Origin of the sequence: Kitasatospora sp. CB02891 (assembly GCF_002803145.1) — a bacterium.
Classification (GTDB): Bacteria; Actinomycetota; Actinomycetes; order Streptomycetales; family Streptomycetaceae; genus Kitasatospora; species Kitasatospora griseola.
This window is the reverse complement of sequence record NZ_NNBO01000008.1, coordinates 230716-245289: the sequence shown is the minus strand read 5'-3', so window position 1 is coordinate 245289 and position 14574 is coordinate 230716. Positions and strand designations below refer to the sequence as shown.

At 73.7% G+C, this 14574-nt stretch carries 14 protein-coding genes; 7 read left to right on the top strand and 7 right to left on the bottom strand.

Annotated features, from left to right (window positions below; translation table 11 throughout):
* Positions 1 to 39: 39 nt before the first annotated feature.
* Entirely contained in the window at positions 40 to 315 is a 276-nt protein-coding gene (locus tag CG736_RS19955) for a DUF2530 domain-containing protein (RefSeq protein ID WP_043915628.1), read from the bottom strand.
* A 193-nt stretch (positions 316 to 508) separates the two neighbouring features.
* On the opposite strand from CG736_RS19955, the gene CG736_RS19950 reads away from it, so the two are divergent.
* On the top strand, positions 509 to 1969 hold the full coding sequence (locus CG736_RS19950; protein WP_100587547.1) for an NCS2 family permease: 1461 nt from the start codon (positions 509 to 511) through the stop codon (positions 1967 to 1969).
* A 72-nt stretch (positions 1970 to 2041) separates the two neighbouring features.
* Here CG736_RS19950 and CG736_RS36340 read toward each other — a convergent pair whose 3' ends face one another.
* The 3 genes from CG736_RS36340 to CG736_RS19940 all read right to left on the bottom strand — a co-directional run bounded on the left by CG736_RS36340 (position 2042) and on the right by CG736_RS19940 (position 5455).
* The gene (locus CG736_RS36340) at positions 2042 to 2197 is read right to left on the bottom strand and encodes a hypothetical protein (protein WP_157815655.1); all 156 of its coding nucleotides are present in this window, start codon (positions 2195 to 2197) and stop codon (positions 2042 to 2044) included.
* Between the two features lie 26 nt (positions 2198 to 2223).
* Entirely contained in the window at positions 2224 to 3534 is a 1311-nt protein-coding gene (locus tag CG736_RS19945) for a hypothetical protein (RefSeq protein ID WP_100587546.1), read from the bottom strand.
* A 277-nt stretch (positions 3535 to 3811) separates the two neighbouring features.
* On the bottom strand, positions 3812 to 5455 hold the full coding sequence (locus CG736_RS19940; RefSeq protein ID WP_100587545.1) for a helix-turn-helix domain-containing protein: 1644 nt from the start codon (positions 5453 to 5455) through the stop codon (positions 3812 to 3814).
* Positions 5456 to 5687: 232 nt separating this feature from the next.
* Between CG736_RS19940 and aspS the strand changes: the two genes are divergently transcribed.
* Positions 5688 to 7004, top strand: a complete 1317-nt coding sequence (gene aspS, locus CG736_RS19935) for an aspartate--tRNA(Asn) ligase (protein ID WP_100587544.1) — start codon at positions 5688 to 5690, stop codon at positions 7002 to 7004.
* 61 nt (positions 7005 to 7065) lie between these two features.
* Here the strand turns inward: aspS and CG736_RS19930 are convergent, their stop codons facing one another.
* Complete coding sequence (locus CG736_RS19930) at positions 7066 to 7542, bottom strand: hypothetical protein (RefSeq protein ID WP_100587543.1); 477 nt, start codon at positions 7540 to 7542, stop codon at positions 7066 to 7068.
* A gap of 184 nt (positions 7543 to 7726) precedes the next feature.
* On the opposite strand from CG736_RS19930, the gene CG736_RS19925 reads away from it, so the two are divergent.
* The 3 genes from CG736_RS19925 to CG736_RS19915 all read left to right on the top strand — a co-directional run bounded on the left by CG736_RS19925 (position 7727) and on the right by CG736_RS19915 (position 10472).
* Entirely contained in the window at positions 7727 to 8272 is a 546-nt protein-coding gene (locus CG736_RS19925; RefSeq protein WP_100587542.1) for a DUF1707 and FHA domain-containing protein, read from the top strand.
* A gap of 83 nt (positions 8273 to 8355) precedes the next feature.
* A complete protein-coding gene (locus CG736_RS19920; protein WP_100587541.1) occupies positions 8356 to 8790 on the top strand; it encodes a MarR family winged helix-turn-helix transcriptional regulator in 435 nt (144 codons plus the stop codon).
* Between the two features lie 119 nt (positions 8791 to 8909).
* Positions 8910 to 10472 (top strand): MFS transporter, encoded by a 1563-nt coding sequence (locus CG736_RS19915; RefSeq protein WP_100587540.1) that lies wholly within the window; start codon positions 8910 to 8912, stop codon positions 10470 to 10472.
* Here CG736_RS19915 and CG736_RS19910 read toward each other — a convergent pair.
* A complete protein-coding gene (locus CG736_RS19910; protein ID WP_083462620.1) occupies positions 10469 to 10999 on the bottom strand; it encodes a GNAT family N-acetyltransferase in 531 nt (176 codons plus the stop codon). The two genes, CG736_RS19915 and CG736_RS19910, sit on opposite strands and share 4 nt — an antisense overlap.
* Positions 11000 to 11051: 52 nt before the next feature.
* Between CG736_RS19910 and thpR the strand changes: the two genes are divergently transcribed.
* On the top strand, positions 11052 to 11612 hold the full coding sequence (gene thpR, locus CG736_RS19905; protein WP_157815654.1) for an RNA 2',3'-cyclic phosphodiesterase: 561 nt from the start codon (positions 11052 to 11054) through the stop codon (positions 11610 to 11612).
* 107 nt (positions 11613 to 11719) lie between these two features.
* Here thpR and CG736_RS19900 read toward each other — a convergent pair whose 3' ends face one another.
* Positions 11720 to 13489, bottom strand: coding sequence for a beta-galactosidase family protein (locus tag CG736_RS19900; RefSeq protein WP_100587539.1), 1770 nt, complete (start codon positions 13487 to 13489; stop codon positions 11720 to 11722).
* A 95-nt stretch (positions 13490 to 13584) separates the two neighbouring features.
* Here CG736_RS19900 and CG736_RS19895 point away from each other — a divergent pair, with 95 nt between their 5' ends.
* Positions 13585 to 14430 (top strand): AraC family transcriptional regulator, encoded by an 846-nt coding sequence (locus CG736_RS19895; protein WP_100587538.1) that lies wholly within the window; start codon positions 13585 to 13587, stop codon positions 14428 to 14430.
* Positions 14431 to 14574 lie beyond the last annotated feature (144 nt).

Below are 14574 nucleotides of genomic sequence, written 5' to 3'. Positions count from 1 at the left end.
CCGGACGAGTGGCAGCTCACACCGTCCCCGGGCCGCTGCCTACTGCGTGGCGTCGGTGGTCTGCGCCGCCTCGGCGGCGCGGGCGCGGCGGATCGCGTCCCGGCGGGCCCGGCAGTACTTCAGGCCGATCAGGCCGAGCAGGCCGCCGGACAGGCAGACCCACGGCCAGTTGCCGTGGCCGTGGTCGGACAGCCAGCCCTGGAACGGCAGCAGCACCACGAAAGCGACGAACCACAGCACCGTGCCGGTGCCGACGATGGCGACGTCGTTCGCCTCTAGCGGCGGGGGGGCGGAGCGCAGCGCGGTCTTGGGCATGCGCCTAGGGTACGGGGCGGGTCCGGGCGGGTGGCGGGGGTCCGGTCGGACCGGGACCGGCAGCGGCTCTTTCGTATTCGATCGACATCGATCGTAAGGGCCTCGCTCTACGCGCGAAGATGGCGCGTCCACGACGGGGATCGCCATACTGAAACTCCCCCCACCCTTGCCTCACCCGATCGAGGACGCCCGAATGTCTCAGGCCCAGTCGACCACCGCGTCGCCCGAGCCCTCCCAGAACGCGCCGAAGCCCTCGTCCGGCGCGCTGGACCGCTACTTCAGAATCTCCGAGCGCGGCTCCACGCTGCCCCGTGAGATCCGCGGTGGTGTCGCCACGTTCTTCACCATGGCGTACATCCTGGTGCTCAACCCGATCATCCTGGCCTCGGCCACGGACATGAACGGCGCCCACCTCAGCAGCGCCCAGCTGGTCACCGCCACCGCGCTCACCGCCGGTCTGACCACCCTGCTGATGGGCGTCATCGGCAACGTTCCGATCGGTCTCGCCGCGGGCCTGGGCGTCAACACCATCGTGGCGCTCCAGCTCGCCCCCAAGATGACCTGGCCCGACGCCATGGGCATGGTGGTGCTGGCCGGCTTCGCGATCATGCTGCTGGTCGCCACCGGTCTGCGCGAGCGCGTCATGAACGCCGTTCCGCTCGGGCTGCGCAAGGCCATCGCCATCGGCATCGGCCTGTTCATCGCCCTGGTCGGCCTGGTCGACTCCGGCTTCGTCTCCCGCATCCCGGACGCCGCCCACACCACCGTCCCGCTCCAGCTCGGCGTCGGCGGCCACCTGCACGGCTGGCCCGTCCTGATCTTCATCGTCGGCCTGCTGCTCACCATGGCGCTGGTCGTGCGCAAGGTGCCCGGCGCGATCCTCATCTCGATCGCCGTGATGACCGCCGCCGCCGTGATCATCCAGCAGTTCGCGGACCTGGCCCCCGAGCACTGGGGCCTCACCGTCCCGGCCTGGCCCGGCAACCCCGTCGCCACCCCCGACTTCGGCCTGGTCGGCCAGGTCAGCCTGTTCGGCGGCTTCTCCAAGGTCGGCGTGCTGACCGGCGTCCTGTTCGTCTTCACCGTGCTGATGAGCTGCTTCTTCGACGCGATGGGCACCATCCTCGGCGTCGCCGACGAGGCCCACCTGCTCGACGAGAAGGGCGACCTGCCCGGCATCAACAAGGTCCTGATGATCGACGGCATCGCCACCGCGGCCGGCGGCGCGACCTCCTCCTCCGCGAACACCTGCTTCGTCGAGTCCACCGCCGGCGTCGGCGAGGGCGCCCGCACCGGCTTCGCCTCCGTCGTCACCGGCGCGCTCTTCATGGTCGCCCTCTTCCTCACCCCCCTCGCGACCATGGTCCCGGCCCAGGCCGCCACGCCCGCGCTGGTCACCGTCGGTTTCCTGATCCTGGCGAACTCCATCAAGGACATCGACTGGTCCGACTACACCATCGCGATGCCGGCCTTCCTCACCATCGCGATGATGCCGTTCACCTACTCCATCACCAACGGCATCGGCTTCGGCTTCATCGCCTTCTGCCTCCTCCGCGTGGTGGCCGGCCGGGCCCGCACCGTCCCGATCCCGATGTACTGCGTCGCCGCGGTCTTCGCCTTCTACTACCTGATGCCGGCCCTCGGCCTGCTCTGACCTCCAGGTCGCCCGACGGCCCTCCCCCGCGACTGCGGGGGAGGGCCGTTTGCTGTGTCTCCCCGGGGCGGGTCAGCGTGGGGCGAGGCGGCGGGCGAGGAGGGCGGCGGTGGTGAGGAGGGGGAGGGGGTCGAGGTCGCCGGTGAGGCGGAGGGTGACGGTGAGGACGAGGACGACGACGATCAGGATGGTGCGGTCGGCGGGCGGGGCGGGGCGGGTGCGGGGCATGGGCGGCTCTCCTTTCGGGCGGTGGGTCAGCCGAGGGTGCGGGTGACCAGGTCGTCGACGGTCTGGGCGGGGCGGAGGGTCTCGAACCGGACGGCGCCGGTGGAGTCGGTGCGGGCGCCGTGGACGGGGGGTTCGGGGAGGGAGTTGTAGCTGAAGTGGTGGCTGGCGTAATACGCGCCGGTGTCGAGGAGGCAGACCAGGTCGCCGGGCTCCAGCAGGGGCAGCGGGCGGGCGCGGGCGACCAGGTCGCCGGCGAAGCAGCAGGGGCCGGCCACGTCCTGCGGGACGAGCGGGCCCTGCTTGGCGGCGCCGGACGGGGAGTGGGCGGTGATCCGGAGCGGCCAGCTGTCGGGCATGAAGACGGTGCGGGTGGCGACCTGGGCGCCGGCGTGGCCGACGGCGATGGCCCGGCCGCCGGCCGTCTTGGTGTACTCGATCCGGGAGGCGAGGAAGCCGGCCTTGGCCAGCACGGACCGGCCGAACTCGGTGACCAGCCGGTAGTCGCCGCCGAACAGCGCGGGGGCGTGGTGCCGGAGCTGCTCGACGTAGGCGTCCCAGCCGGGCGTGATCCGGTCGTCGGCGAAGTTGACCGGCAGGCCGCCGCCGAGGTCGATGCCGGTGACCTGGCGTCGGCCCAGTTCCCGGTTGACGCGTTCGGCGAAGTCGACGGTCGCGCCGACGCCGGCCGCCATCCGGGACAGGTCCACGCCCTGGGAGCCGATGTGGCAGTGCAGCCAGGTCAGCCAGGGGCGGGCGCGGAAGGCGTCGACCAGCCGGTCGGCGTTGCCGGGGTCGGCCAGCGGGATGCCGAACTTGGAGGTGGCGGTGGCGGTGCTCATCGCCGCGATGCTGCCGCCGCCGACCTGCGGGTTGATCCGGACGCCGATCCGGGACGTGGTGGGGCGGCCGGCCAGCAGCTCGTCGACGCGGGCGAGTTCCTGCCAGTTGTCGAGGTTGACGGCGACGCCGAGGTCCAGCGCGAGGGCCAGTTCGCGGCGGGTCTTGGCGGGGGAGTCGAGCACGATCCGGTCGGGTGCGAAGCCGGCCGCCAGGGCCTGCGCGAACTCGCCGGGGCTGGCGACCTCGCAGCCCATGCCGAGGCCGCGCAGCCGGCGCAGCACCGGTCCGAGCGGGTTGGCCTTGGCGGCGAACGCGTGCAGCACGTCGAGCCGGGCGGGGAACGCGGCGTGCAGCGCGGCCACGGTCTCGGTGACGGCGTCCAGGTCGAGGAAGGCGGCCAGCGGGGTGTCCTCCGGGTCGAGCAGGCCGTCGCGGACGGCGGCGCGGAGGATGAGTTCGCGGCGCTCGGCGCCGATCAGGGGCTGGTGGTCGGTCATGGGGCACGCTCCGCGCGAGGTCGGCAGGAAGGGGACCGGGCCCGATGGCGTTCCGGGCCGTGGTTCCAGCGTGCGGTTCGGGGTGCCGCCGTGTCTGTGCCCGCCGCGCCGGGTTTCGGCGGGTGCGACGGGGCGCGCGCACCGTGGGCCGCGCCCGTTCGGGTGGGGCCGGCGCGGGGCGACGGTCCGGGCGGGGCGGGGGTGTGCGGGCGGACGGGCGGTGGGCGGGCGGGGGCGAGTCGGTGTCCGGGCACGGATTCGGCGGCCCGAAACGGTGTCAGGGCGCGGTGGTCCGGCCGGACTCGTGGTCCAGCAGCCGCAGTTGGAGGTGGGCGAGCAGGCGGGCGTCCGGGTCGGCGACCTCCAGGCGGGCGATCTTCAGCACCTTCTTGTGGAAGCGGTCGGAGAAGGTGGTCCGGGCCACGCCCAACGAGTCGGCGGCGCGGCCGAGTTCGCCGGAGTTCTCCAGGTAGGCGCGCAGGGCGTCCACCAGGCTGCGGTCGCCCTTCTGCCCGGCGTCCTCGACCAGCCGGAACACCGAGGTCCGGACCGGCAGCGGCAGGTCGCGCAGGGTCTCCAGGACGTGCCACAGGGCCACCGCGTCGGCGACCTCGTCGACGGTGGCGCTGCCGAGTGCGGCGCGCCCGAACAGCAGGCCGCTGAGGGCGAGTTCGGCGGACTCGCGGGAGCGGGAGGCGTGGTCGAGGCGGTCCTGGACGGGGCCGAGGCCGACGAGGACGCGGCTCCCCAGATGGGCGGTCAGGTCGGCGGCCAGGCGGCGGCCGTAGTCGGCGACCTGGAGTCCGGCGGTGGGCGGGTCGGCGGCGAGGCCGGCCAGCAGGATCAGCACGCCGCGCTCGCAGGGGAGCAGCAGGGAGCTGCGGCCGGGTCCGGCGGGGTGCCAGCCGGCGTGCCGGGCCAGCCGGACCCGCAGGTCGTCGTCGAGGGGGCCGTCGACGCCGACGGCGAGGACGGCGCAGCGGCTGTCGGCGGGCAGGCCGCTGTGCCGGGCGAGCAGGGCGCCGGAGCCGCGGCCGTCGAGGACCGCGCGGGTGGCCTCGGTGAGCAGTTCGCTGTGGCCGTGGTGCCGGGAGTGGTGGTGCAGCAGATGGGCGGCGGCCAGCCGGGCGGCGACCTGCAGGGCGTCGACGGCGCTGTCCTGGAGGGTGCGCCCGTTCAGCGCGGCGACCCAGATCGAGCCGAGGCGTTCGTCGCCGACCTGGACCGCCACCGCCATCCGCTCCGGGATCCGGTCGGTGGCGCGGCGGTGCAACACCTTCTTGCTGGACCAGAGTTCCTTGAAGAAGCCGTCCTCGGTCATCGCCCGGCGCCGTTCCTCGGGGACCTGCCCGGTGGAGATGGTGTGGATCCGGATCGGGTCGAGTTCGGCGCTCTCCGCGTAGTGCGCGAGGACCCGGGAGTCGGGGTCCTCGATGGTCACCGCGCCCTGCACCTGGGCGGCGATCAGCCGGGCCAGCTTGCCGAGGTCGCCGAGCGGCACATTGGCGCTGTCCGGGACGGGGCCGATCGCTGCGGCGGTCCCCAGGGTGTTGATCAGTCGCGGCCAGGTCATCCAGGTGGCGCGGAACAGCAGCGCCGTCCCGGCCTGTTCGGCGAGCGCCGCCAGCTGCTGCTTGCGGTCGGGGCTGCGGTTCTCGCGCAGCACCACGCCCGCGGCCTCGGCCGCCCCGGCGGTGCGCAGCAGGTTCTCGGCCTCGGCGCTGTCCGAGTCGAGGCCGGCGGCGACCACCAGGTCGCCCCGGCCGATCGGCCGGTCGAGCGGATCGTGCACCACCAGCTGCCGGACGGGCGTCTGCGCCCGGGGCAGCGCCGCCACTTCGATCTGGTGGCCGACCAGGTCGATCAGCCCTTCCAGGGTCTGCGGCCGCACCGTCGGCCGGTCCCATGCGTCCTCGCCCATCGGGCGACCTCCCCAGCTGCACGCGTATCGCCGGTCGGCCGTCAACTCCCCCTTGCCGCAGCCGAGTCGGGCCATCCTACGGCCGGGCGGGGCCCGGGCGGAGGCCCCGGACGGGAAAAACCGGAGGTGTGGCGGGTGGACGGGCGGCTACCGTGGGCGCGTCCTCGGGCGGCTGTTTACCGCTCTTCTTGTGGCGCGAACAACGCGTCCGCAACCCAGGGAGTTGCTGATCATGGTACGAACCCTCGTCGGTGCGTTGGGGTCCGCGGTGGACTCGACGGTGACGGTCAAGGGGTGGGTGCACACGCTGCGGCTGCAGAGCAGAGTGCAGTTCGTGGTGGTGCGGGACCACACCGGGATGGTGCAGGTGACCCACCGCCGTGGGGGCGACGGGGACGGGCTGGACGAGCTGCTGCGCGGGCTGACCCCGGAGTCGGCCGTGGAGATCACCGGGAAGGTGGTCGCCAACCCGATCGTCAAGCTCGGCGGCCTGGAGATCGTGCCGGAGCGGATCGAGGTGGTCTCGGCCGCCGAACCCGGCCTGCCGATCGACGCCGGGACCGGGCCGGAACAGCGGCTGAACTGGCGCTTCCTGGACCTGCGGAGCCCGGAGCGGCGGCTGGTGTTCGAGGTGCAGACCACCGTCGAGCAGGCGATGCGCGAGGTCGCGGCCGAGGAGGGCTGCACCGAGCTGCACACGCCGAAGCTGATGGGCACGCCCTCCGAGTCCGGCGCCGAGGTGTTCCGGGTCGGGTACTTCGACCGGACGGCGTACCTCGCCCAATCGCCGCAGTTCTACAAGCAGATGGCGATCGCCGCCGGCATCGACCGGGTCTTCGAGATCGGCCCGGTGTTCCGCGCCGAGCCCTCCTTCACCTCCCGGCACGCCACCGAATTCACCGGCGTGGACGTCGAGTTGGCGTGGATCGACTCCGTCGAGGACGTGATGTCCTTCCTGGAGCGGATGCTGCACCGGGTGCTGGAGCGGGTCGCCGAACGGCACGGCGAGCAGATCGAGCAGTACGGCAGCACCCGCGTCGTGGTGCCCGAACTCCCCTTCCCCCGGCTGACCATGGCGCAGGCGACGGCGAAGCTGCGGGCCGCCGGCTGGGACCGGGAGGGTGTCCGGGAGGACCTGGACCCGGAGGGCGAGCGGCTGCTCTGCGCGCTGGTCGCCGAGGAGTACGGGCACGAGTTCGTGTTCGTCACCCGGTTCCCGGCCTCGGTACGGCCGTTCTACCACCGCCGGCCCGCCGACGACCCGGGCGTCACCGACTCCTTCGACCTGCTGTGGAAGGGCGTGGAGATCACCACCGGCGCGCAGCGCGAGCACCGGCACGGCCAACTCGTCGCGCAGGCCCGGGAGAAGGGCATGGACGCGAGCCCGGAGGGCTCGCTCGGCCGCTACCTGGACTGCTTCCGCTACGGCATGCCCCCGCACGGCGGCTTCGGGCTGGGCCTCGGCCGGGTGCTGATGCTGGCACTCGGGCTGCCGTCGATCCGGGACGCGGTCTTCCTGTTCCGCGGCCCGAACCGCCTGGAGCCGTAACGCCGTTCGGCGTTCGGCGTTCGGCGCTCGGCCCGAACCCGCCCGGAACCCCCGGGCGGGTTCAGCGCCCGGCACGGGCCGCGCCGGACGGCCACACCACCCGCACCGGCACCCCCGCGGCCCGGGCGGCGGCGACCATGTCGGCCGTCCCGCCCGGGCCGTTGCCCGGCCCGCCGTCCCAGACCGCGACCAACTCGTCTGCCAGCGCGAGCAGTTCGACGTTGGCGGCGACGTAGGCGGCGTCGTCGAGCACGGCCGCGGGCAGCACCAGCACCCGGTCGGCGGCGGCCCGCAGCCGGCCGAAGTCGGACCCGGCCCCCGGGCCGGGGTAGGACGGGCCCGGCAGCACGGCGACCAGGCGGGCGCCGCGGGCCAGGACGGCGTCCGCGAACAGCGTGTCGGCGCCCGGCGCGAGGCACGACACGCCCGTCAACTCCCCGGTCGGGTACGGCGCGAGGAGGGCGTCGAGGGCGGCGCGCACCGCGCGGGCGGTGGCCGGGGTGAGGTCCATGTGCCCGGTCACGGCGATCACGGGCATGGCGGTGCTCCCTCGTGCGGTGGATCGTGCTGCGCCGGATCCTGCCAGGAGGGGCCTTGCCGGGTGGGCGAGTTGACTGTCAATTCGCCGAAAGAGGCCCGGTGGGGGCGCAGTTGAGGACTGTGACGATCGGGGGCGCACCACCTGCTGGACAGTCGCGCCCCGCCCGGCCGACAATCGCGCCATGAGCGCTCAGGAGTTCGGCACCGGACTGGCCCGCCCCTCGCAGGGCGAGCGGGACAGCGCGCTGGAAGTCCTGCGGGACGGCGTCGGCAGCGGCCGGCTCTCCCACGACACCTTCATCCGCCGGATGGAACTGGTGCTCACCGCCCGCAGCCGCGCCGAACTCGCCGAGGTCGTCGCCGACCTGCGCACCTACGGCCCGGTCTCCCGACTGCTGCTGCGCAGCGTCGCCAAGGTCTCCGCGCTGAACGTCCGGCTGCGGCAGACCTGGCAGGCCGAGCAGCTCACCCGCCTGCAGCTGCCCGCCCCGGCCGTCGGCCGGCTGCTGATCGGCCGGATGATCGGCTCCGGCCTGCGCCTCGGCGACGCGACCGTCTCCCGCCGGCACGCCGAACTGCGCTTCGAGGGCGGCGACTGGGTGCTCTACGACCTCGGCTCCAGCAACGGCACCTACGTCAACGACCGCCGCCTGGCCGGCAGCACCGTCGTCCGTCCCGGCGACCGCCTGCGCTTCGGCCGGCTGGCCTTCCAACTCAGCGCGGACTGACCGCCGGGACGGCCCCGACCGCCCCGGACGGGCGTGATCGAAATCAATTTTCTTTAGCTTTGGTAATGACGTAGGCTAAGGACATGCCCGAGATGTCCGAGGACGACCTGGTGGCGGTCAGCCAGCTGCGGTCGTCCGCGATGCGCCTGGCCCGACGGTTGCGACACCAGAGGGTCGAGGAGTCGCTGAGCCCCACCGAGATGGGAGTGCTCGGCACGCTTGCCCGTTGCGGCAAGGCGACGCCCGGCGAGCTGGCGCGCAAGGAGCACGTCCAGCCGCCCTCCATGACCAGGATCATCGCGATGCTGGAGGAGAAGGGCCTGGTACGGCGCGAGCCGCACCCGGAGGACCGCCGACAGGTGGTGGTCAGCAGCACCGAACAGGCCGAGCAGATCCTCAACGAGTCCCGCCGGCGGCGCAACGCCTGGCTGGCGGAGCTCGCCGAGGGCCTCGACGAGGACGAGTGGGAGCGGCTGAAGGCCGCCGCGCCCGTGCTCTACAAACTGGCCCACCTGTAGGCCGACCGGCCACCGTCTCAGGGCGAACGAAGGAGAACCGCATCACCGCAGCACCCACCAGCGCCACACACCGCGCCGCGACCGTCGAAACGGTCGCGGCGCGTCGAGGGGAGACCACTGTGACACCGCCGGCCGCCCGCGCCGCCGCGATCCGCACCGCGACCATCCGCACCGACTTCCGCACCGACCCCCGACGCATCACCGCCCGTCCCACCGGGCAGCGCACCGACGAGCCGTTCGCCGACGAGACGGCCGCCGCCGAACCCGCGCCCACCGGCGCACCCGCCGCGCAGAGCCAGGCGCCCGCCCCCGCGGGCCTGCCGGGCAGCGGCGACGACGACCCCGAGGAACGCACCGCGGCGGAGACCCCCGCCGCTTCGCCGGGCCGGTTCACCCGCCCGGGAGGGATGTTCTCGTCCCTGCGCATCCGCAACTACCGGTACTACTTCGCCGGTCAGGTCGTCTCGAACACCGGCACCTGGATGCAGCGCATCGCCCAGGACTGGCTGGTCCTCAGCCTCACCGGCAGCCCCTTCGCGGTCGGCATCACCACCGCCATGCAGTTCCTGCCCATGCTGCTGCTCGGCCTGTGGGGCGGCGTCCTCGCCGACCGGCTGCCCAAGCGCCGGCTGCTGATCGCCACCCAGGGCGCGATGGGCCTGCTCGCCGCCGGCCTCGCCCTGCTCACCATCACCGGCGCCGTCACGGCCGGCGTGGTCTACCTGTTCGCGCTGCTGCTCGGCCTGGTCACGGTCGTCGACAACCCGACCCGGCAGGCCTTCGTCAGCGAGATGGTCCCCGCCAAGGACCTCGCCAACGCGGTCAGCCTGAACGCCGCCAACTTCCAGACCGCCCGACTGGTCGGCCCCGCCGTGGCCGGCGCGCTGATCGCCGCGGTCGGCAGCGGCTGGGCGTTCGGGCTCAACGCACTGTCCTTCGCCGCGGTCATCGGCGGCCTGCTCGCCATGCGCAGCAGCGAACTGCGCCCCGTCGAGCGGATCGCCCGCGAACGCGGACAGCTCCGCGAGGGCCTGCGCTACGTCCGGGAACGGCCCGAACTGCTCTGGCCGATGGTGCTGGCCGGCTTCATCGGCACCTTCGGGTTCAACTTCCCGACCCTGCTTGCCGGCTTCGCGCACGACACCTTCCACGTCGGCGCGGGCGCGTACGGCCTGCTCAACACCGCCATGGCGGTCGGCTCGCTCACCGGCGCGCTGCTCGCCGCCCGGCGCGGCGCACCCCGGCTGCGCCGCCTGGTCCTCGCGGCGCTGGCCTTCGGCGCGCTGGAGATCATGGCCGCGTTCGCACCCGGCTACTGGACGTTCGCGCTGCTGCTCACCCTGATCGGCGTCTTCGGCCTGACCTTCAACACCTCGGTCAACTCGGCGCTCCAGCTCGGCACCGACCCCGAGATGCGCGGCCGCGTCATGGGCCTGCTGGTCCTGGTCTTCACCGGCGGCACCCCGATCGGCGCCCCGCTGGTCGGCTGGATCACCGCCCAGTACGGCCCCCGTCTCGGCCTGCTCGCCTGCGGCCTGGTCTCCGCCGCGGCCGCCGGCGTGGTCGCCCTGGTCCTCGGCCGGATCGGCGGCCTGCGCCTCCGGCTCGACCTGCACCCGGTGCGGGCCCGCGGCCGGGTGTTCTCGGTGGTGCAGAAGGACGACCTGGCGACCGCCTGCTAGTCCCGCGGGACGCGCTGCTCCAGCACCTGGCCCGGCCACGGGCCGGCCGGCTGGTCGACGGTGAACGTGGCGGACCGGGTGAACCCCAGCCGCTCGTACTGCTCGACCAGCCGGCCGTCGCCGCCCGCGTAGCAGTCCACCCGCAGCAGCTCGATGCCGCGGGCCCGGGCCTCCCGCAGGGCGTCCGCGATCAGCGCCGAACCGATGCCGGACCCGCTGTGCGCCCGGTCGGTGACCAGCCAGCGCACGTACAACTCCCGCTCCGGCGCCGGCGGGGCGTACGACGGAGCCTCCTCCGACAGCACGCACACCCCCAGCGCGTCGCCCCCGCCGGCGGCCCGCTCGGCGACCCGGACCAACTGCTCACGACACGCCTGCTCGGCCCGCGCCACCGACTCCGGACGCTGCGACCACGGCACCGACCCCCACTGGCCGGTGCGGCCCTGCGCGGTCAGCCAGGCGACCGCGCCGTCGATGAGTGCGAGCAGGGCGGGGGCGGAGTCGGGACCTCCGGTGCGGATACGCATGGCCCCTGTTCTATCCGGTGGCGGCCGTCGGACGGTAGGGCAGGATGACGGAATGAGGCTCTTCGTCGCCGTGAACCCGCCCACCCGCGCCATCGAGGAACTCGCCGCCGCGACGGCTTCGCTGCGAGAACTCCCCGGAGCGGACCGCCTGCGCTGGAGCGAGACGGCCGGGTGGCACCTCACCCTGGCTTTCCTGGGCGACGTCCCCGCGGACGAAGTCCCGCAGCTCTCCGAGAAGTTGGCGACCGTCGCGGTCGGCCACCCGAGACTCCGCCTGCGGCTGGCCGGCGGCGGGACGTTCGGGGACCGGGTGCTCTGGTGCGGCGTTCAGGGCGGGACGGCTGCCCTGCGACGACTCGCGGACGCGGTCCGCGACGCGCTGGACGTCACGGACGACCACCCGTTCCACCCGCACCTGACGCTGGCCCGCAGTCGTTTCAGGGCGGGCGGGATGCGGGCGATGGCAGACGCGATGAGAGGTTTTCGAGGGACGGAGTGGGAGGCCGGGTCGGTCTACTTGATGCGCAGCGAGACAGGGTTCGGCCCGGCGAGGTACACAGTCGTGGAGAGGGTGCGAACCCAGGGGCGCGGGGAACTGCGCGACGAGCGCTAGCCGGTCCGTGAGGTCGCGAGCGGGTGCAAGTCACTGTCCTGCGTCGCGATCTTGCGGTTGGGTCCTTCCGCTGCGCGCAGTTCCCCGCGCCCCTGGTCGCTGGTTCGCTACCCCAGTTCGGGAGCCTCGCGAAGCTGAATGCGCTTGGGCGCCGCCTGCCCCAGCTCCAGCAGGGTGAGCGTGTTGGCGCCCTCGTGGAGGAGCGGCTGCGGGCAGTAGAGGGTGACCTGGGGGCCCCGGCGGTCGTAGCGGCCGAGCAGGAAGTCGTTGACCCACAGGTAGCCGTGGTCGCCGTCGGGGACGGCGAGGAAGGTGTCGCCGGTGGCGTCCAGGTGGAGGGTGCCGCGGGCGAGGAGCTCGGGGCCGGGGTCGCCCGCCGCGTAGGCGGTGGTGGGGGGCAGCGGGTCGAGGGCGAGCGGCTGCGCGTGCCAGCCGTGCAGGTACTGGCGTTCGTGGCGGACGCCGGTGATGCCCTTGGTCTCGCCGACCAGCGGGCCGTAGTTGACCCGGCCGAGCGATTCGACGAGCAGGGTGACCCGGTCGCCGCCGGTCGCGGTGACGCTCTCCGCGGCGACGCCGCGTTCGAGCGAGGCGGCGTGCTTGCCGGCCACCTTGAGGGCGGCCCGGTCGCGCAGGCCTTCGACGGTGAGCGGCTGGGCGTTGCTGATGGCGGGCACGGTCGTGGTGTAGCGGACCAGGCCCTGCTCCAGCCCGAGTTCCTCGAACAGCGGCGGCACGGGGGAGGCGACGGCGTCCCCGAACGGCAGCTCGGCGATCTCGGTGAGCGCGACGTCACGTCCGCCCAGGACGGGAGCCGCAGCGGGCAGCTCGGCGACCCGGTCGTCCAAGTAGTGCACCAGCGAGGGGTTCTCGGCCGCGAATTCGGCGATGACCTGCCGGAACGCGTCGAACTTGGCGCTGGGCAGGCCGCGTTCGTCGAGGGCGGCGTCGTAGTCGTAGGAGGTGGTGGTCGGCTGGTACGGGGAGTGCGTCCAGTCGGTGGAGTTGAACGGCGCGTCCTCGTGGTTGGCGCCGGCGGTGGTGCCGAAGTTGGTGCCGCCGTGGGCCATGTACAGGTTGACGGAGCCGCCGGCGGCGAGGATGCGGCGGAGGGAGTCGGCGGCGTCGGCGGTGTCCCGGGTGTGGTGGGGCTTGGCCCAGTGGTCGAACCAGCCGTTCCAGAACTCCATGCAGAACGGCGGGTCCTGGGGACGGTGGCGGCGCAGCGTCTCGAACGCGGCCTCCGGGTCGGAGCCGAAGTTGACGGTGGCCAGGACGCCGGGGACGGTGCCGCCGCCGAGCATGTGGTCCTCGGGGCCGTCGGAGGTGAACAGCGGGACGGTGACGCCGCGCTCGCGCAGGCCGCGGGCCAGGTGGTCGAGGTAGACCGGGTCGCTGCCGAAGGAGCCGTACTCGTTCTCGACCTGGACCATCAGCACGGTGCCGCCGGGCCGTCCCCACTGGCGGTCGACGACCTGCGGCAGCAGGACGTCGAAGAAGGCGTCGACGGCGGCCAGGTACTCGGGGTCGCTGGTGCGGGCCCGGCGGCCGACCTTGGCGGTCAGCCAGCCGGGCAGGCCGCCGTTGTCCCACTCGGCGCAGATGTACGGGCCGGGCCGGACGATCGTCCACAGGCCCTGGCGGTGCGCCTCGTCGAGGAACGCGCCCAGTTCGTCGAGGCGCTCGAAGCGGCCGGGGGAGGGCTCGTGCAGGTTCCACGGCACGTACGTCTCGACGGTGTTCAGCCCCATCGCGCGCAGCGCGGCGAGGCGGGCGGGCCACTGCTCGGGGCGGGTGCGGAAGTAGTGCATCGCGCCGGAGAGGATGCGCAGCGGGCGGCCGTCGAGGCGGAAGCCGGTCGAGTCGTAGGTGAGCATGCCCCCCAGCCTGCAAGAAGGCACCGGCCCGGACCATGGACAAAGCGGGACGGCGTGTTGGACTTGTCCGGGAAGGAATCCGAGGACGGAGGACGATGGAGCGCTGGTGGCACTACCTGACGCCCGGGCCGGCGCAGCTGCGCACCGGCCTGGCGTGCCTGGGGGTGGGCCTGCAGCGCGGACGGCTGCCGGTGGTCGGGCCGCGGGTGCTGGACCACTGGGTGGCGGTGGTGGTCGGCTCGGGGCGCGGCTGGTACGCGCCGCCGGGCGGCCGGCGGCTGCCGGTGGCGGCGCCCGCGGTGCTGTGGCTGCGGCCGGGAGTGCCGCACCACTACGGGCCGGACGGGGACGGCTGGGCGGAGTCCTTCGTGGACTTCACCGGCGCGGGCACCGCCGGGTACGCCGAGCTGGGGCTGCTGCCGGAGGCCGAGGTGGTGCCGCTGGACTCCGCGGAGGCCGCGCAGCGGGTGATCGCCCGGATCGCCGCGGTCTGCCGCCGGGGCGGGCCGACGGCGGGGGCGGAGGCGTCCGCGGCGGTCCACGAGCTGCTGGTGGAGCTGCACCGGCACCGGGCCGACCTGGGCCCGGAGGGCGCACCGGTGATGGAGGTGCTGCGCCGGGACGCCTGCCTGCCGATGTCGGTGGCCGAGCACGCCCGGCGGGTCGGCATGGGCGTGGAGGAACTGCGTCGCGCGGTGCGCGCCCAGGGCGCGACCAGCCCGAAGGAGTACCTGCTCACCGTCCGCCTGAACGAGGCCAAGCACCTGCTGGCGGCCAGCGAACTGCCGGTCTCCGCGGTGGCCCGCCGGGTCGGCTACCAGGACCCGGCGTACTTCACCCGCCTGTTCACCCGCCGGGTCGGCGTCGCCCCGACGGTCTTCCGGCAGCGCGAGTACCGGGGCGATGCCCTGCCCGCCGGGGAGGGGCCGGGGCAGGGGTAGGCCGGGCGACCGACTAGTCTCGAAGCGTGGACCCGAAGACCCGTATGCGGATCGTGACCGGCGCGTTCGTCCTGCTGCTCGCCGTGGTGATCATCAGCGCCCTCGTGCAGAAGTAGGCCCCGCCCGGTTCGGGCGACGGGGCCG